The sequence below is a fragment of the Mesorhizobium sp. 128a genome (genome assembly GCF_053848025.1).
Genome location: NZ_JBSPKY010000001.1, coordinates 17,857 through 36,310, shown reverse-complemented (window position 1 = coordinate 36,310; position 18,454 = coordinate 17,857). Strand labels below are relative to the sequence as shown.

At 62.3% G+C, this 18,454-nt stretch carries 16 protein-coding genes; 5 read left to right on the top strand and 11 right to left on the bottom strand.

The features are described 5' to 3' along the window. Nucleotides 1-18: 18 nt before the first annotated feature. From edd to zwf, 3 genes are all read right to left on the bottom strand, one after another. A complete protein-coding gene (edd, locus tag ACWTU9_RS00140) occupies nt 19-1,842 on the bottom strand; it encodes a phosphogluconate dehydratase (protein ID WP_455856576.1) in 1,824 nt (607 codons plus the stop codon). A gap of 64 nt (nt 1,843-1,906) precedes the next feature. After that, nucleotides 1,907-2,623: a 6-phosphogluconolactonase gene (gene pgl / locus ACWTU9_RS00135; RefSeq protein ID WP_455856575.1), complete on the bottom strand. Its 717-nt coding sequence runs from the start codon at nt 2,621-2,623 to the stop codon at nt 1,907-1,909. Continuing rightward, a complete protein-coding gene (gene zwf, locus ACWTU9_RS00130; RefSeq protein WP_454589892.1) occupies nt 2,605-4,074 on the bottom strand; it encodes a glucose-6-phosphate dehydrogenase in 1,470 nt (489 codons plus the stop codon). The genes pgl and zwf overlap by 19 nt, the downstream gene beginning before the upstream one ends. 304 nt (nt 4,075-4,378) lie before the next feature. Here zwf and ACWTU9_RS00125 point away from each other — a divergent pair, with 304 nt between their 5' ends. Next, nucleotides 4,379-5,125 (top strand): SDR family oxidoreductase, encoded by a 747-nt coding sequence (locus ACWTU9_RS00125; protein ID WP_455856574.1) that lies wholly within the window; start codon nt 4,379-4,381, stop codon nt 5,123-5,125. Nucleotides 5,126-5,214: 89 nt separating this feature from the next. After that, complete coding sequence (locus ACWTU9_RS00120; RefSeq protein ID WP_455856573.1) at nt 5,215-6,507, top strand: Mur ligase family protein; 1,293 nt, start codon at nt 5,215-5,217, stop codon at nt 6,505-6,507. A gap of 15 nt (nt 6,508-6,522) precedes the next feature. Here the strand turns inward: ACWTU9_RS00120 and ACWTU9_RS00115 are convergent, their stop codons facing one another. From ACWTU9_RS00115 to ACWTU9_RS00095, 5 genes are all read right to left on the bottom strand, one after another. Then, nucleotides 6,523-7,407, bottom strand: a complete 885-nt coding sequence (locus ACWTU9_RS00115) for an SH3 domain-containing protein (protein WP_455856572.1) — start codon at nt 7,405-7,407, stop codon at nt 6,523-6,525. A gap of 247 nt (nt 7,408-7,654) precedes the next feature. Next, nucleotides 7,655-8,941, bottom strand: coding sequence for an NAD(P)/FAD-dependent oxidoreductase (locus ACWTU9_RS00110; protein WP_455856571.1), 1,287 nt, complete (start codon nt 8,939-8,941; stop codon nt 7,655-7,657). Between the two features lie 137 nt (nt 8,942-9,078). Beyond that, nucleotides 9,079-10,515, bottom strand: coding sequence for a glutamine synthetase family protein (locus ACWTU9_RS00105; RefSeq protein ID WP_455856570.1), 1,437 nt, complete (start codon nt 10,513-10,515; stop codon nt 9,079-9,081). A gap of 102 nt (nt 10,516-10,617) precedes the next feature. After that, nucleotides 10,618-11,559, bottom strand: coding sequence for an ATP-grasp fold amidoligase family protein (locus ACWTU9_RS00100; RefSeq protein ID WP_455856569.1), 942 nt, complete (start codon nt 11,557-11,559; stop codon nt 10,618-10,620). Nucleotides 11,560-11,588: 29 nt separating this feature from the next. Beyond that, nucleotides 11,589-12,413 carry a hypothetical protein gene (locus ACWTU9_RS00095; RefSeq protein WP_455856568.1) on the bottom strand — a complete coding sequence of 275 codons (825 nt, stop codon included), beginning with the start codon at nt 12,411-12,413 and terminating at the stop codon, nt 11,589-11,591. An 87-nt stretch (nt 12,414-12,500) separates the two neighbouring features. Here ACWTU9_RS00095 and ACWTU9_RS00090 point away from each other — a divergent pair, with 87 nt between their 5' ends. Further along, nucleotides 12,501-13,217: an HAD family hydrolase gene (locus ACWTU9_RS00090; protein ID WP_454577431.1), complete on the top strand. Its 717-nt coding sequence runs from the start codon at nt 12,501-12,503 to the stop codon at nt 13,215-13,217. Between the two features lie 27 nt (nt 13,218-13,244). On the opposite strand, the gene ACWTU9_RS00085 is transcribed toward ACWTU9_RS00090, so the two are convergent. The 3 genes from ACWTU9_RS00085 to aceA form a co-directional block, all read right to left on the bottom strand. Beyond that, a complete protein-coding gene (locus tag ACWTU9_RS00085) occupies nt 13,245-13,634 on the bottom strand; it encodes a response regulator (RefSeq protein WP_455856567.1) in 390 nt (129 codons plus the stop codon). Between the two features lie 347 nt (nt 13,635-13,981). Further along, a complete protein-coding gene (locus tag ACWTU9_RS00080) occupies nt 13,982-14,224 on the bottom strand; it encodes an SMc00767 family acetate metabolism repressor (protein WP_006202762.1) in 243 nt (80 codons plus the stop codon). A 62-nt stretch (nt 14,225-14,286) separates the two neighbouring features. Continuing rightward, nucleotides 14,287-15,576, bottom strand: a complete 1,290-nt coding sequence (aceA, locus tag ACWTU9_RS00075; protein WP_455856566.1) for an isocitrate lyase — start codon at nt 15,574-15,576, stop codon at nt 14,287-14,289. Between the two features lie 251 nt (nt 15,577-15,827). Between aceA and ACWTU9_RS00070 the strand changes: the two genes are divergently transcribed. Together ACWTU9_RS00070 and ACWTU9_RS00065 are read left to right on the top strand one after the other, a co-directional pair. Continuing rightward, nucleotides 15,828-17,261, top strand: a complete 1,434-nt coding sequence (locus ACWTU9_RS00070) for a helix-turn-helix domain-containing protein (RefSeq protein ID WP_454589880.1) — start codon at nt 15,828-15,830, stop codon at nt 17,259-17,261. A gap of 155 nt (nt 17,262-17,416) precedes the next feature. After that, nucleotides 17,417-18,316: a DUF2167 domain-containing protein gene (locus ACWTU9_RS00065; RefSeq protein ID WP_454589879.1), complete on the top strand. Its 900-nt coding sequence runs from the start codon at nt 17,417-17,419 to the stop codon at nt 18,314-18,316. Nucleotides 18,317-18,454 lie beyond the last annotated feature (138 nt).

Sequence of the window (18,454 nt, the reverse complement as noted above, 5' to 3'; positions counted from 1 at the left end):
TCTCGTCGAAATGATGGCTCAGGCGGTACCGAAAGCGCTGGCGCCATGGTCCGCACGCCCGACCAACTGGCGGAAACCGGCGAACAGCTCGCGGCCGAAGCCGAACTCGTTGCCGATGAGGTCTATGTCGGCCGTGCGGCGCAGTGCAAGCTCGGCGCCTGGCACCAGCACTTCCAGCGTGCCGGCGTCGGCGTCGAGGCGGATGATATCGCCGTCGTGGATCCTGGCGATAGGTCCTTCCTCGACCGCTTCCGGTGTCACATGGATCGCCGCCGGCACCTTGCCGGAAGCGCCCGACATGCGCCCGTCGGTGACCAGCGCGACGCGCTGGCCGCGGTCCTGGAGGATGCCGAGCACGGTGGTGAGCTTGTGCAGTTCCGGCATGCCGTTGGCCTTCGGGCCCTGGAAACGGATGACAGCGATGAAGTCACCGGTGAGCGTGCCGGCTTTGAAGGCTTCGTTCAGGCCTTGCTGGCTGTCGAACACCTTGGCTGGCGCCTCGATGACGCGCCGTTCCGGCTTCACCGCCGAGGTCTTGATGACGGCGTGGCCGAGATTGCCGGCAAGCACCTTCAGGCCGCCGGTCGGCTGGAAGGCCTTGGCGAACGGCGCCAACACCTTCTCGTCGCCGCTCTGCAGCGGCGAGGCTTCGCGCACCACGCTGCCGTCTTCGCCGAGTTTAGCCTCGACCGCGTAGGGCCGGAGACCGTCGCCCCACACCGTCTGTACGTCCTCATGCAGGACGCCTTCATCGAGCAGTTCGCGGATCAGGAAGCCGAGCCCGCCGGCGGCATGGAAATGGTTCACGTCGGCGAGCCCGTTCGGATAGACACGGGCAAGCAGCGGCACGGCTTCCGACAGGTCGGAAATGTCCTGCCAGGTCAGCATGATGCCGGCCGCCGCAGCCATGGCGATGAGATGGATGGTGTGGTTGGTCGAGCCGCCGGTGGCGTGCAGGCCGACGACTCCGTTGACGAACGAACGTTCGTCGATCATCCGGCCGACCGGCGTGTAGGCGTTGCCGAGTGCGGTGATCGCCAGCGCCCGTTTCGTCGCCTCACGCGTCAGCGCGTCGCGCAGCGGCGTGCCCGGATTGACGAACGAGGCGCCCGGCGTGTGCAGGCCCATGATCTCCATCAGCATCTGGTTGGAATTGGCTGTGCCGTAGAAGGTGCAGGTGCCCGGCCCATGGTAGGATTTGGACTCGGCCTCGAGCAGTTCGGCCCGACCGGCTTTGCCTTCGGCATAGAGTTGGCGAACCTTGGCCTTCTCGTCGTTTGGCAGGCCCGTCGTCATCGGCCCAGCCGGCACGAAGACGGCCGGCAGATGGCCGAAGGTGAGGGCCGCGATCACCAACCCCGGCACGATCTTGTCGCAGACGCCAAGATAGACGGCGGCGTCGAACATGTTGTGCGACAGGCCGACTGCCGCGGCCATGGCAATCACGTCGCGCGAAAACAGCGACAGCTCCATGCCGGGCTGTCCCTGGGTCACGCCGTCGCACATGGCCGGCACGCCGCCGGCCACTTGCGCGATGCCACCAACTTCCCGCGCGGCATCCTTGATCATCGCCGGGAACGTCTCGAAGGGCTGATGCGCCGACAGCATGTCATTGTAGGAGGTGATGATGCCGAGGTTCGGCACCTTGTCGGCGCCAAGCGCCAGCTTTTCAGACGGGCTGCAGACGGCAAAGCCATGCGCGAGGTTACCGCAGGACAACACCGAACGGTTGGCGGTGCGGTTCGAGGCTTCGGCGATACGGCCGAGATAGCGCTCGCGGCCGGCTTTCGAGCGCTGGCGGATGCGTTCCGTGATGGCTTCAATGTCGCGTCTGGCTGTCATGGTCGGTCCTTTCAAGCCCCGGAGAACGTCCTCCCACTGTTTGCCGGGACTGCTTTCGTTAAAATCAGGGTGCCCAGAACACCTCTACTGGTTTGGGTGCTGCTTCGAGCACTTTGCGAATGGGCTTCTTCGCACCCGGTCCCATCGCATTCTCGAAGGCGGTGCGCTTGTCCTCGCCTTCGATATGCAGCGCGATGAAGCCGGCGGCGATGATGCGCGCCATCGATAGGGTCAGCCGCGGCTCGCCGCCGCTTGGTGCATGCACCGGCAGCACGATCCTCGGCGAGGCGGGATCGAGCAAGGTGGGGAGATTGTCGGCATCGGGAAAGAACGAAGCGGTGTGGCCGTCGCCGCCCATGCCGAGCACCACGACGTCGAGCGGCCAGGCCAGTGCCTGGAGTGCCGTGTCGTCGGACGCCGCGGCGGTCTCGATGCTCGCGGCCTCATGATACATCGGCACGAAGTGCGCGGCGGCGGCCGCGTTCTGGAGCAGGTTGGCGGCAACCAGCCCGGCATTCGAGCGCGGCGAGGAGGCCGGCACGAACCGTTCGTCGACCAGTGTCACCGTGACCTTGTTCCAGGCGATCGGAATGGCCGAAAGTGCTGCAAAGAACTTCGCCGGCGTGGTGCCGCCGGAAACGGCGATGAGGGCCGTGCCGCGCTCGTCGATAGCCCTGGTCAGGCGCGCCGCGACATTGCTAGCAAGGGCTGCCGCCAGATCCTGGCGTCCGGCAAAGCCGTTCCAGTTGTAGGTGGGCTCGCTCAATTGCTCTCGTGCCATGTCCGCCCGTCGCGTTCGATCAGCGCAATCGAGGCCGAGGGGCCCCATGTGCCGGCCGTATAACCTTGCGCCTCTTGCCTGGCGCTTTCCCAGGCGTTCTGGATCGGGTCGATCCACTTCCATGCCGCCTCGACTTCGTCGCGGCGCATGAACAGCGTCTGGTTGCCGCGCACGACATCCATGATCAGCCGCTCATACGCATCGGGCGCGCGACCGTCGAAGGAAGTTGCGAAGCTCATGTCGAGAGGAATCTGGCGCAGCCGCATGCCGCCCGGACCCGGATCCTTGATCATGATGAACTGCTTGACGCCTTCGTCGGGCTGCAGCCGGATGACCAGCTGGTTGGCGAAGATCGGCCCTGCGCTGTCGCCGAAGATCGAATGCGGGATCGGCTTGAACTCGATGACGATTTCAGAGACCCGAGTCGCCAGGCGCTTGCCAGTTCGGAGGTAAAACGGCACGCCGGCCCAGCGCCAGTTGCCGATCTCGGCCTTGATGGCGACGAAGGTCTCGGTGTTGCTGTCCTTGCCGAGCTCCTCGACATACCCTTTGACGGCGCCGCCGGACGAGGCGCCGGCGCGATACTGGCCGCGCACCGTATGCTTGGGCGCCTCATTGCCGTTGATACGCTTCAGCGCGCGCAACACCTTCAGCTTTTCGTCGCGCACTGCGTCCGCATCCATCGACGATGGAGCCTCCATCGCGACGAGGCACAAAAGCTGCAGTATGTGGTTCTGCACCATGTCGCGCAGCGCGCCAGCCTTGTCGTAATAGGTGACGCGGTCTTCCAGGCCGACAGTCTCGGCCACCGTGATCTGCACATGGTCGATATGGGCCGAGTTCCACAACGGCTCGTAGAGCGCATTGGCAAAGCGCAGCGCCATCAGGTTCTGTACCGTCTCCTTGCCCAGATAGTGGTCGATGCGGAAGATCTGACTTTCGTGGAAGTCGTCGCCGACCAGATCGTTGAGCTTGCGCGCCGAATCGAGGTCGCGGCCAATCGGCTTCTCCAGCACGATGCGTGAATTCGGCGTGATCAGATTGTGCGCTTTCAGCTGGTGCGAGATGTCGCCGAACAGCGCCGGCGCCACCGCCAGATAGAAAGCGCGGATGCGGTCGCTGTCGCCGATCGCCTTTTTCAGCTTGTCGAAGCCGGCGCCCGTGGTCGCGTCGGCGGACACGTAGGACAGCCGGGCAAGGAAGGTCTTCAATTCCTTGGCGTCGATATCGTCGGGCTTGACGTGGTCGGAAATCGCCTGTTTGGCGAAAGCCTGGAACTCCGCATCGGTCATCTTCGAACGCGAGGTGCCGATGATCCGGGTCGGTTCGGAAAACTGATGGTCGCGCTGCCGATGGTAGAGCGATGGCAGCAGCTTGCGTTCCGACAGATCGCCGGTGCCGCCGAAAATGATGAAGTCGAAAGGATCGACGGGGATGATCTGGCTGGTCATGGTCTGTCCGCTTTGACGCCGCACACTGTGACGCGGCTGGGTATAATCTAATCGATTTAAATTATCCAGTGCCATGGTGTCACATCACGGACCAATCACTGGATATTGAGTCGGTCCAAATGTGCCTTGACACTGGCGCCGGCCGGAGGCTTGTCGATAGGCAACGGCTCCCGGAGGCTTTCGCAGCTGCAGCATAGAACGTGAATGTGACGAAAGCTAAGGGAGAAATCCGTCGCGGCATGGGGCGTGGCGTTGGCCGCCGCCCTGTACACGTTGCGGGATGGTCTCAAGGAGCGGGAAGAGCATGCGTCTGGAAAACAAGGTCGCCGTCATCACCGGTGCGGCAGCGGGTTTCGGCGAAGGCATGGCCAGGCGCTTTGCCGAAGAGGGTGCAAAGGTGGTCGTCGCCGACCTCAACGCCAAGGGCGCGGAGCGTGTGGCTGCCGAGATCGGGGAGGCCGCGATCTGGACCCAGACCGACGTGTCGCAGCGTTCCGAATTCGACGAGATGGTCTATGCCGCAAAAAGCGCCTTCGGCCGCATCGACATCATGGTCAACAATGCCGGCTACACCCATCGCAACGGTGACATGCTCGAGGTCGACGAGGCGACCTTCGACCTGATCACATCAGTCAACATGAAGGCGATCTACCATGCCGCACTTGCTGTGGTGCCGATCATGGAGCGGCAGGGCGGCGGCGTCATCCTGACCACGGCTTCGACCGCGGGTCTGCGGCCGCGGCCGGGCCTTACCTGGTACAATGCATCGAAAGGCTGGGCAATCACCGCGACCAAGTCGATGGCGGTCGAACTCGCGCCCAAGAACATCCGCGTCAACTGCCTCTGCCCAGTCGCCGGCGAGACCGCCATGCTGGAGAAATTCATGGGCGCCGACACGCCCGAAGTCCGCGAGAAGTTCCGCGCCTCGATCCCGCTCGGCCGCCTGTCGACGCCGCTTGATATCGCCAATGCCGCGCTCTGGCTTGCTTCGGACGAAGCCGCCTTCATCACCGGCGTGGCTTTGGAGGTCGACGGCGGCCGCTGTATCTGAGGGTCCCGTTCCCGGCCTGCATGGCTGCGGTTTGACTTGACCATCCGCGGGAAGGCATAAAGCGCCTTGGCTCGGGATTTGGCAGCGCAATGGACGCGAAACTGCGCAAAATCGGCGAAGATCTGGGGCGGCGCCTCAGGATGTACTTGGCCAAGCGCGGGCGCGCCAGAAGCAAGGCCACTTTCATCGGCATCACCGGCAGTTCCGGCAAGTCGACATCGGCGAGCCTGCTGGGACACATCCTGGCCAGCCATGGCACGGTCCATGCGCAGGTTCTGTTCAACACGATGAAGGCGCTGGTCAACACGCTCTATAAGCGACTGAATCGAGCAGGCGATGTCGACTATGTTGTCTTTGAAGCTGGCGCCTTCAATGTCGGTTCGATCCGGCCGATGGCCGAATTGCTGCGCCCCCATGTGGCTGTCGTTACGATGGTCCGGCTCGAGCATGTTGCGAGTTTCCGCACCCTGGAGAACGTTGCCAGCGAAAAGCGGGCGCTGATCGAGGCGCTGGAGCCGAGTGGGCTTGCCATTCTCAACGCCGACGATCCGCATGTGCTCGCAATGGCGTCCGGCGCGGGCCGCGTCGTCACATTCGGCACATCGGAAGCCGCGGACTATCGCGTCACGAACATCCATGCTGCCTATCCGGAACTGCTGCGATTCTCGCTCCGCTGGGGTGGCGGCGTTCTGGATCTCGAAACGCTATTCCCGGGCGACCATTTCTGGTTGCCGGCAACTGCCGCCGTCGTCACGGCCCTCGAACTCGGCGTTCCGCCGGAGAAGGTGGCGGCAAGGGTAGCGACGTTCCACCCGTTGGCGAATCGCTGCGATGTCGTGGTTGCCGAAGATGGCCCGCAATTCATCGTCGACAGCGCAAAGTCGCCTTGGCACTCGGTCAATCTTGCCATCGACATGATGGCCAGGGCCAAGGTAGCGCGCAAACGTATCGTCCTCGGTCAGATCTCAGACTACGCGGGCTCGACCCGAAAATACGCCAGTGCCTACAAAATGGCGCGGGAAATCGCCGATCAGGTGATCTACACCGGGGACAATGCCCATCGCTCGAGAGCCAGTGAGAACGATCGTGACAGCGGCCGGTTTGCCGAACTGCGTACGCCGAAAGAAGTCTCGGACCACGTCAGGCAGACGGCTGTGCCGGGGGAACTGATACTTTTGAAAAGTTCGCCCAAGCTTCACCTGGAGCGTATCGCGCTGGCTTGGACCCACGATGTTAAATGCTGGATACCGGACTGCGGCAAGAACGAGGGATGCAGGCAGTGCGGCCTGTTCGAAGTGCCGTTCGAGGAGCATCGCGACCATGTCAGGCAGGCAAAGCATGCCAGACGGCGACGGCGTTTGTTGCGGCTCATCGGCCGGTGAGCCGCAACCGTGCCTTCAGGCCCCGGTCTTGATGTAGCTCTTGTAAATCCAGCCGCGCTTGCCGTTGTAGACGATCTGGCACCATTTCTTGCAGCTCACCACCTGCACCGATGACTTGGCGGGCACGGTTCCCATGGCAGCGGCATTCTTCTTCGGACCGGTGCGCATTGTCACTGTCCTGAGTATGCGTCCGGTGGCATCGGCGGCAGCCACCTTCTGCGGTTTGTCCGTAGCCTGGGCATCATCATCCGCTGCCGTGGAAGATTGCGCATCCGCCAGTTGTGGTTTCGGCGTCGGGATGGCGGCGGTTTCCGCGCCGTCGGTGTGACCGTCCTTCGCAGCGGCGTCCGGTGCAGCGACCTTGGACAGCTGCGTCGTGGCATCGCTCTGCGCCGACGGTTCCTCATAAGCTGCCGCGTCTGATGGTTTGGCGGCTGCCTGCTCGGTCGCGGCCTGATCTGACGGCGTGGCTTCAGCGTCGCTGTTCGATTGCGGCGCAGTCCAGCGCGGATCGTTGGCCGCCAGCGCCGGTATAGCGGCCGCCGCAGCAGCCACCGTCGGCGAAACCGCATCGCCCTTGCGTGCGGCCTGCGGCGCCGCTGCCGCGGCAACTGTGGCCGCAGGGGTGACCGGGGCGATCTTGGTTGTCTTGACCGGGACGGTTGGAACGCTCTGCTGCGAAAGAGGCTGTGTGCTGGCGCTCGCCTGCCGATCGTTGGCCGGCAACGCCAGCCAAAGCGCGATACCCGCCACGCCAAGCAGCGCTGCGGTACCGACCGCGGCGATCACCAGATGCGAATTCGTGCGCACCCCCTGCCAGAAGGAGGGCCGCATGTCATAACCGAACTGCATGGCAAAGCGCCGTCGTTCCGGCGCACCGAAACTGAAGGGCTCGTTCACGTTTGCCACCTCCAACATGCGGCCGATGTTCTTTCGATCAGCGCCGGATGGCCGGCATTCGATCGGCATCGGTCCCAAAAACAAGCGGGCAGGCCCGCAAAAGTCCCCGTTCAATCACCCAGAACCGGCACCTTTTACCCGCGATTGTGGCATCAGTGCGCCCCAACCGTGGATTCTGCACCCTTGTTGAGGATTCTGCAATGTGTCGCTCAAGCAACGAATATTACAGACGGAATCGCTTGTTACCCTAGATTCGATCGCGCAGCGCAAACCAGTTGAGCGCCAGGAACAGCAGCGGCGTGCGAAAGCGTCGGCCGCCGGGGAAGGCCGGGATGTTCAAATCCTCGATCAGCTTGAGCCGATCGCGGTTGCCGGCGACGGTTTCGGCATAGAGTTTGCCGAAGAAGTTCGACAGCATGACGCCGTGACCGGAATAGCCGCCGGCCGAGATCACATTGGGCATTACCTCTCGCACGAATGGTTTGCGCGGCACGGTGATGCCGACATAGCCGCCCCAGCCATGCGTGATTTCGACATCCTTCAAGTCGGGATAAAGTTCGGAGATCTGCCGGCGGATATGAATGTGGATGTCCTTCGGGTCGTTGACGCCATAGATCTCGCGCCCGCCGAACAGCAGCCTTCCATCCCTGGATTTGCGAAAATAGCGCACGACGAAACGCGAATCGTCGACCGCCTCGCCGCCCGGCAGCACTTTCGAGGCCGCCCCGAGTGGAACGGTGGCACCAATGAACGACCCTATCGGCATGATGTGCGCGGCACTCACCGGCTCGAGGGTGCCGCCATAGGCGTTGACGCCGATCAGGCATTTCTGCGCGGTGATGGTACCTATCGGCGTCGTGACCCTGACCTTGCTGCCAATGGACGTGATGCCGGTCGACGGCGTCTGTTCGAACAGTTGGGCGCCGGCCGCGGCAGCCACCTTTGCCGTGCCGATCACCAGTTTCATCGGGTGTATGTGCCCGGTGCCGGTGTCGCGAGTGCCGCCGAAGTAGCGCGTGGAACCCAGCCGCTCGGCCGTTTCCCTGGCATCCATGAAGGCGATGTGCGGATAGTTGAAGCGGCCCGCCATGATCTCGGCGTGCTCCTTGTAGTCGTCGACATAGCGCGGCTTGTGCGCCACCGACAGCTGGCCCGGCATGTAGTCAATATCGATCTGGTTGACGGCCGCGAATTCCAGCAGATGCGCCTTGGCTTCTTCGGCGAGATCGAACAACGCCTTGGCGCGGGAGAAGCCGTATTCGGCCTCCATCTCCTCGGCCCAGGCGCGCTGGCCGGTGCCGAGCTGGCCGCCATTGCGCCCGGAAGCGCCGTCGCCGAAGCGGTGTGCCTCGATCAGAACGACGTCTACGCCGGCCTTGGCCAGATGCGCCGCCGCTGAAAGACCGGTGAAGCCGCCGCCGACGATGACAACGTCGCAAGACCGATCACCGTCGAGGGCCGGGTATTCAGGGCGTGGCCCCGCTGTGTCTTCGTACCAGGAGCGGCCGGGGGAGATTGGGGATTGGTAAAGCATGGGGATGCCAGTGAATGGTGAATAGTGAATGGTGAATGGCCGTGCGAACACGCACGATCCCGCTCGTTATCCATCCAGTATGAAACTACTCACCATTCACTATTCACTATTGACCATTCTCGCGACGAAGTCGCCACTCACACATTGAGCAGCAGGTACTCCCGCTCCCATGGGCTGATCACTTCCATGAAGGTCTCGAACTCCGCCCGCTTGATCGCCGCATAGGTGGCGGCGAAGGACTTGCCCAGCAGGGCGCAGAGTTCCTCGTCTCCTTCGAACAGGTCGACGGCCTCGAGCAGACCCCGCGGCAGGTCGATCTCGTCTGCGTTGGCGGTGGTCAGCACCGGAGGCTCGGCTTTGACCTTGCTGGTCATGCCGATCAGCCCGCAGGCAAGCGACGCCGCCAGCGCCAGATAGGGATTGGCGTCGGAAGACGGGATGCGGTTTTCGACACGCCGCGCCGCCGGGTCCGAGCGCGGCACGCGGAACGCCGTGGTGCGGTTGTCATAGCCCCATTTGTTGTTGACCGGAGCCGAGGCCGATTGCGTCAGCCGGCGGTAGGAATTGACGTAGGGCGCAAACATCACCAGCGCATTCGGCACATGCTTCTGCATGCCGCCGATGAAGTGGAAGAAGTCGTCGGTTTCCGACCCGTCTTCGGCCGAAAAGATGTTCTGTCCGGTCTTCTTGTCGATGATCGACTGGTGGATGTGCATGGCCGAGCCAGGCTGGCCCTGGATCGGCTTGGCCATGAAGGTGGCATAGATTTCGTGCTTGAGCGCTGCCTCGCGGATGGTGCGCTTGAACATGAACACCTGGTCGGCAAGCTCGATCGGATCGCCGTGGCGCAAATTGATCTCGAGCTGGCCGGCGCCCTCCTCGTGGATCAGCGTGTCGATCTCCAGGCCCTGGCTTTCGGAGAAATGGTAGATGTCGTCGATCAGTTCGTCGAACTCGTTGACGCCGGCGATCGAATAGCCGGCGCCGCCGCCGATCGCCCGCCCCGAACGCCCAACCGGTGGCGTCAGCGGGTAGTCAGGATCGGGGTTCTTGCGCACCAGGTAGAATTCGATCTCGGGCGCCACCACAGGCTTCAGCCCACGCTTATCATAGGCAGCCAGCACGCGCTTCAGCACATTGCGCGGCGTAAACTCCACCGAGCGGCCATCCTGGTGGACGAGATCGCAGATGACGGCTGCCGTCGGGTCCTCTTCCCATGGCACCACGGTCAGGGTCGACAGATCCGGCATCAGCTTCAGGTCGCCATCGTCCTCCGGATAGTGGAAACCGTTGCCATCCTCGGGATAGCCTCCCGAAATCGTCGTCATGAACACGGCCGAAGGCAGCGCCAGCGAGGTATTGGAGGTGAATTTCTTCGACGGCATCATCTTGCCGCGGGCAACACCCGCCTGGTCGGGTGTGATGCATTCTATGTCTTCGATGCCGCGCCATTCCAGCCAGGCGCTGACTTCCTTCCAGTTCTTCACGCCGCGTTGATTTTTCACGAAGGCAGGCGTGCGGACGCGTCCTCCGCGGTTCGACGGACGGACTTCCTTTTTCGCAGGCGGCATCATTCACCAGTTTGGGTTGCGGATTTCGGAGTATAGCCGTGGCCGGCGATGGAAGGGAAGGGGAGCCCGCCCGATAGGTTGTGCCAGCAACGGGACAGACTTCGGCTAAAAGGGTTTGCCGGGCAGCGCGTTCGTATCCAGCCATCGATGCAAAGCGCCGGCATAGATCTTGCGCCATCCCGTCTGCGGCGCAGTCAGAAACCAGGATTTGCGCAAATCCCAACTGTCTGCGCACAGGTCTCTGAGCCGGGTGTTGATGATGCCTTTGCCCGACAGCGGGTAGACCGAGAATTCGGAAAAGTAGATGGCGCCGTCAAGCTCGTAGAAATCGCAACGCATGTGATCGAACGGCGTTGTCAGTTTCTCCGCGATTTCAAGCATGCGCGGGAAAGATGGTGGCAGATCAATCTTCACCCATTGCGGACCGCTTCCAGGCGGCGGTGGCGCGTAGTTGCCCTCACGGTCGAAATGGCATTTTTGTTCGTTGCCGAGCTCGTCGCGACGTGCCGCGTAGACATAGGCTGTCGTCCCGTTGGAGACGTGGAACTTGTACTCCAGGCGGATCGGCTCACCGTTCTCGAGCAGCATCTCCTCCACAAGGATGCGCCTGATGGCGTCCCTGTAGCCCCATTCGCCGAATTTGCTGCCATAGCGACGGCGCATCCAGCGAGCTGTACGCCGGCGCAGCGTGGCTTTGTCCACCCGACCGTTGTGAATCATCATGTTCCAGCGGCAGCCATGATTGGCCTTCACCACGACATTGCCGGCGAGCAACTCCGCCGGAATCTTTGTTGCGTCGTCCCCGGACCACAGGACTTCGGCAGTCTTGAGTTCTGGACAGGTGGACAAAGCGTAGGTTTTCGAGGCGAGCTTGTCGCAAGCCGTCGTGAAAAACGGATTGTGATCGAAAAGCTTTCGCCACAGGAACTTGTCCGCATAGGAAGCGGGTCTCGCCGGATCTGGCAGCACCCCGCTATGGTCGAATGTGCGTTTGCAAATGATGGGGTGGCGCACCAGGCACCATGCCCGCGCCAGGGCGAGGATCACTCGATCGCTCGTTCCCAGAGCCGACACGATCAGCCCATCTGCCGGGTCGATGATGAACCGCCTCGTCGGGTTACGAACACATCTCTGGTCATGTTTCGCGAAATGCTCGTGCGGCCGATGACCTCAAGCCGCGGGTCAAGTGTGCGTTCCGCATTTTCAGCCCAAAGCCTGCCTAGCGAAACAGGTTCCCACAAAACGATCTGCACATTGTCGGGCGCGGTATCGGCGATGCGGGACACGACGGCTGCCTTGGGCGAAACCATGCTCGCGACATAGACCACCTGCGCTTCGCCGTAGTCGTACTCAGACCCGTTGCAAAGCTCGGCCCGCATGCGCGCATAGCCGAGCTTGGCCGCGAGCCTGTTTGCCGTTTCGACGGCTTCGGGAACTATGTCGAGGCCGATGATCTCAGGGACCGTTGTCTGGTCGTGAATACGGAACATGGTGAATGGCCGCCCGCCGCAGCCGACCATGACGGCGCGGCGGCAATTATCGAAATCGACATGATCGAAGACCTCGTCGAGGCGGTTATAGGCATCCTTTGACGACAGCACGCCTATGCTTGTTTTCCCCGCCGCGATCCGTCCGAACGATGCCGGACCATCCAGATCCTGATCCAGCATCTGCCTGATCTCGGCGGTGTCCTGCGCCTGCACCATCTTGCCGAATGCGGCGGTAAGCGCCGGCCGGTGCGAGAACAGTTCCGGGTGGGCGTCAAGCAGTTCCTCGCCCGCGTCGTGCCCCATGGCGATACCGAGATCTCGAATGGCATTGATGAGTTCGGTTGGATTATGACCTTGTAATGACGCCAGAATCCGCTCCAGCCTATCCTTCCAGACGCTCGGCTCCGTCATATTGCCCCACCCATGACTCTTGCCTTAGCTAGCAGTGCCCGGCGACAACGTCTACATCACGACATTCACCCAAACGGGCAGTCGACCATGCAACCTCTCAAACATTTGACAACCATCGGCTTCGATGCCGACGACACGCTGTGGCAGAACGAGCAGTTCTTCCGCCTGACTGAAAAGCGCTTTGCGGCCTTGCTCGCCGACCATGGCGAGGCCGAGCACATCTCGGCGCGTCTGCTCGAAGCTGAGAAACGCAACCTTGCCATCTACGGCTTCGGCATCAAGGGATTCACCTTGTCGATGATCGAGACGGCTGTCGAGGTGACCGAGGGCCGTGTGCCGGCCTCGACCATCGCCGAAATCCTTGCCGCCGGCCGCGACATGCTCGGCCACCCTGTCGAGGCGCTGCCGCATGCGCGCGAGACCGTGGAAAGGCTCGCCGGCGCCTATCATCTGGTGCTGATCACCAAGGGCGATCTGTTCGACCAGGAGCGCAAGCTGGCGGCCTCCGGCCTTGGCGACCTGTTCGATGCCGTCGAGATCGTCAGCGACAAGAGCTCCGCCACCTATGCCCGGATATTCAGTCGCCATGGCGGCAGCCCGCAGAACAGCATGATGGTCGGCAATTCGCTCAAGTCCGACGTTGTGCCGGCCATCGAGGCCGGCAGCTGGGGCGTCCACGTGCCGCACGAACTGACCTGGGTGCTGGAGCACGTCGAGCCGCCGGTCGAAGCTCCCCGCTTCCGCTCGATTGCCGATCTTGGTGAACTGCCGGCTTTGATCGAAAGCATCGACAGGAAAGGTTGACCGGAACGCCGCGGTGGCGGACTGCGATCAGCCGCGCCCGAAACCGATCAGCCGGTCGATCACCGGTTGCAGCCTTTCGGTGGTAATCGGCTTGGTCACCACCACATCGATGACGCTGGACAGGCCGAGGCTTTCGGGCGTGCCGGTTCTGGTCGAAAGCAGGATCACCGAGGGCAGCGACCGCCGCGACGCTCGCCGCAAGGCGTCGATGGCCGACATCAGCGCGTCGCAGTCCTTGTTGTCGGCGCCGCCGTCGAGAACGATGGCGCCCGGAATGACCGTTCGCAACGTCTTGGTCGCCATCTCAGGCGGCTCAGAGATAGGCTTCAGCCCCGACTTCTCCACGATCTTCGACACCACCACCCGGTTGATCGGCGATTTTCCGACCACCAGCACCTGGGAGAAATCCGTGAGCATTTCGGAATTCGCATCCTCGCTTTTCGAATTCAGATGTCTGGCGGTGTCGGTCTCGCGATTCACAGGACACATGGGCGGGGCGGGCACTCGGCGCTGCTTCAATGCAGGGTTGAAATACAAGAGTCAAATGGCGCGAGATCGCGCGCCATGTCAAGCTGAAATGGCGGACTTGGGAAATATAGCCAGAAATATTAAACTCGATGCCAAGGTCTGTTTTTAAACTGTAGTTAAATGCATGCGCAAAAGCGAAAGTCACCCGCGCTGAAAACGCGCGGGTGACGTTGAAACCAGCCAGTGCACGGCCGTGTCAGAAGATTCCGCAAGCACAAAGCTTCCGTAAGGGAAGATCAACCGTGACTCTGCTGCGTGACGATGACCGGGATCAGCAGGTCGCCCCAATTGCCGTCGCCGCCATGGTGCCGGGCCGAGCGCACCAGTTCCACCGAGACGCCCGCCTCGACTGCCTTCATCACCGATTGATTGAGCCGGTGCAGGTCGTTGGCCAGCATCCGGATGGTCGCCTGCTGGTCGACGCTCATCGTGGTGGACTGCTCTTCTGCACGTTCCTTGACGCGGCTTATCGATGCCATTTTTCTTCTCCTATATCCCTTGCCCGTTCTGGGCGTTTCCTCTGTCGGTAATGCTGGTCCGGTTATTCCGCCGCCGGCTTGAACTGGGCGTGCTCGGTCGATTCATGCATGGCGGTTGTCGAAGACTGGCCGCCGCTGATTGCCATCGAGACGGCGTCAAAATAGCCGGTGCCGACCTCGCGCTGGTGCTTGGTCGCGGTGTAGCCGTGCGCTTCGGCCGCGAACTCGGCTTCCTGCAGCTCGGAATAGGCCGCCATCTGCCGTGCCTTGTAGCCGCGCGCCAGCTCGAACATGCCGAAATTGAGCTGGTGGAAACCGGCCAGCGTGATGAACTGGAACTTGTAGCCCATGGCGCCGAGTTCGCGCTGGAACTTGGCGATCGTCGCGTCGTCGAGGTTTTTCTTCCAATTGAACGACGGCGAGCAATTATAGGCGAGCAGCTTGCCCGGGTGATGCCTGCGAACGCCCTCGGCGAACTTCTTGGCCTGCGCCAGATCGGGCTTGGAGGTTTCGCACCAGATCAGGTCGGCATGCGGCGCATAGGCAACGGCGCGCGCGATGCAGGGCTCGATGCCGTTCCTCACCTGGTAGAAGCCCTCGACCGTGCGGCCGGCGTCATAGTCGACAAAGGGCTGGTCGCGCTCGTCAATGTCCGAGGTCAAAAGCTTCGCCGCTTCCGCGTCGGTGCGCGCCACGACCAGCGTCGGCGTGCCCATCACGTCGGCTGCAAGGCGCGCTGCGTTGAGGTTGCGGATATGCGCAGCGGTCGGGATCAGCACCTTGCCGCCGAGATGGCCGCACTTCTTTTCCGAGGCCAGCTGATCCTCATAGTGGACGCCGGCGGCGCCCGCCTCGATGAACGCCTTCATGATCTCAAAGGCGTTGAGCGGTCCGCCGAAGCCGGCTTCGGCATCGGCGACGATCGGCGCGAACCAGGTGTCGACCGACAGGCCGTTGCCTTCCGAAGTCTCGATCTGGTCGGCGCGCTGCAGCGTGCGGTTGATGCGCTTGACCAGTTCCGGCGCCGCATTGGCGGGATAGAGCGACTGGTCCGGATACATGGCCGATGCGGTGTTGGCGTCGGCGGCGACCTGCCAGCCCGAGAGGTAGATCGCCTTCAACCCGGCGCGCACCTGCTGCATCGCCTGGTTGCCCGACATGGCGCCGAGCGCGTTGACGAAGTCTTCATCATGGATGAGCTTCCACAGCCGGTTGGCGCCCATTTCGGCAAGGCTCTGGCGGATCTGGACCGAGCCGCGCAGCCGCTTCACGTCGTCCGGCGAATAGGGCCGTTCGATGCCGTCGAAGCGGCCTTCAGGGGCCGAGGGAACGAGATTGTAAAAATCGGTCATTGGTCACTCCAGATTAATTAATGTCATGGTCTTGCAACGCCGTGCCATTAGGTTTTTGCGTCGCCTGTGTGTGACATTATTTACATTGCGCCGCGAAGAGTGCGAGGAAAACCACCATTATGGGTCGAAAATTAAAGAAAATCTGTGTTGTGTTTGACTGGCTGGCCCTGTAAAGTTGTCAAGATTGTAAAAGGCCGGTGCGCCCCTCGTCGCGCGCAGGTCATGTAAAATCCTGTCAAGGATGGTCCCCGATGGCCGATCAGAAAATTTTCGCCGGGCCGCGCATCCGCCGTATCCGTATCGCCAAGGGACTAACCCAGACGGCGATGGCGGAAGGCCTCGGCATCTCGCCCTCCTATCTCAACCTTATCGAGCGCAACCAGCGGCCTTTGACGGTGCAGCTGATCCTGAAACTGGCGTCGGTCTACAAGGTCGACCCGCATGAGCTGCAGGGCGAGGCGAGGGGATCGATCTCGGCTTTGAAGGAGGTGTTCGGCGACCCGCTGCTTTCAGGCGAATTGCCGGGCGACCAGGAGCTGATTGAGCTTGCGGAAGCCGCCCCAAACGCGTCGGCGGCGATGATTAAACTGTTTCGCGCCTATCGCGAACAGGCCGAGCGGCTGTCCGACCTCAACGAGCTGCTGGCGCGCGAGGGCCGGGCCACCGCACTTTCCGGCGCGCGGCTGCCGATCGACGAGGTGCACGAAATTTTCGAACGCCGGCCGAACCATTTTGCAGCACTCGAGGAAGAGGCCGAGGCCTTCACCTCGGTGCTTGACCCGGGCGACGATCTGTTCGGTGCGCTGAAAGCCTGGCTGAAGCGTGAATACGGTATCGTCGTCAAGGTGCTGCCGGTCGCCACCATGCCGAACTGGCGGCGTCGCTATGACCGTCATTCGCAGCGTCTTTTTCTGTCGGAGCGGCTGTCGCCATTCGACCAGTTGCGTGAGGTCGCCATGGAAGCCTGCCTGATCCGCATGACGGTCGCGGTCGCCGGCGAAATCCAGGCGCTGAAGCTCGGTACGGACGAAGCCCGCCGGCTCGCCCGCTTCGAGCTTGGCCGCTACGCCGCCCATGCCCTGATGATGCCCTACCAGGCCTTCCATGCCGCTGCCGTTCGGGCCCGCTACGACATTGACGTGTTGCGCTCGCGTTTCGGCGTCTCCTTCGAACAGGCGGCAAACCGGCTGACCATGCTGCAGCGTCCCGGCGTGTCCGGCGTGCCGTTCTTCATGCTCGAGGTCGACAATGCCGGCAACCGCTTCCGCAAGGCAGGCGGCCAGGGCTTTCCGCAGAGCCGCTTTGGCGGCGGCTGTCCGAAGCTGCCGGTCCATGCTGCCTTCGCACTGCCTGGCCAGATCCTGGTCGAGGCGGTAGAAATGCCTGACGGCGCCGAGTTCCTCTGCATCGCCCGCACACTCGAGGGGCCGCAGGGCTCGTTCTCGGAGCGCCCGCGCCGTACCGCGCTGCTGTTGGGCTGCGACATCGGCTTTCGCGACGAGATCGTCTATGGCGCGGGGCTACCGGCGTCGGCAAAGACCGGACAGGGTGCCGCCACGGCGATCGGTCCCGCTTGCCGGCTCTGCGAACGCGTCGGGTGCCTTGCCCGCGCCGAGCCGCCGGTGACCCGCCCGCTCGGCCTCGACGAGATGGTGACCGGCTTGAGCGCTTTCGACTTTCAGTGATGCTTGTTGAGGTTCGCCGGCCCTTGAAGCGGCGTTCGCACATTAGCGATGAGCAATATAGCCCCTGTCCGAACCAAGGCGATCGAAATATTGATTAAGCATCGGCGCTGCGGTATCGAAATGTGAGCTGCACGGCAGCCAAGGGGGGATGGCATATGGACAGGAAAGCTTTGTGGCTTGGCGTGGCGCTTGCCCTTTCGGCAGGGCCGGCCGGGGCGGAAAAATCCTCGGAATTCTTCAAGAACTATCAACAGTATAGTGACGACGGGAAGGCATTCCTGGACAAGATCGAGCCGAAGACCGGCGTGGTCGACCTTCCCGAAGGCATCCATCTCGATCTCAAGGACAAGTTCTATTTTTTGGACAAGAAGGACGCCACGTCTGTCCTGACCGAGGCTTGGGGCAATCCGCCTGATACCGCGAACGAAGCCCTCGGCATGATCTTTCCGGTCAATTATGAACCCATCGCCGGCAACGGTTGGGGCATCGAGCTGCGCTATGAAAAGATCGGCTATGTCGATGACGCCGATGCCGCATCCATCGACTACACCGAACTGCTGAGCAGCATGCAGGCGGACACATTGTCGGCCAACGATCAGCGGGTGAAGGACGGCTATCAGCCGATCAAGCTGGTCGGCTGGGCTTCGCCCCCTGTCTATGATTTCGTCCACAAGCGGCTGCACTGGGCAAAGGAGCTGCAATTCGGCGAGGATGCCGTCCATACGCTCAACTACGACGTGCGTTTCCTTGGCCGGGAAGGCGTCTTTGTGATGAGCTACATCGCCACGGTGGAACAATTGCCGGAGATCAAGCAGAGCCTGGATGAAGTGCTGGGCCTGGCGGACTTCAACACCGGCAAGAAATACACCGACTTCCTGCCCGGCACCGACACGGTCGCCGCTGTCGGCATTGGCGGCCTGATTGCCGGAAAGCTGGCGGCAAAGGCGGGCCTCATTGCGGTGGCGCTTATCGCTTTGAAGAAATTCGGCATTCTGCTGCTGGTTCCGCTTGCCGGTCTCTGGCGCTTCATCCGCGGCAACAAGACCACGTCATAGGCCCCCGTTTGGTGGCATTGCCGCCGACCGGCAGGTGGTGCGCCAACGGGAAAGCCGGGCTGGATCACCTTCCGGCCTTTGCCTTTGCGCTATGCGAATGCGGCACGTTTCTGTCGTCCATTGTGCATCATGCCGTCC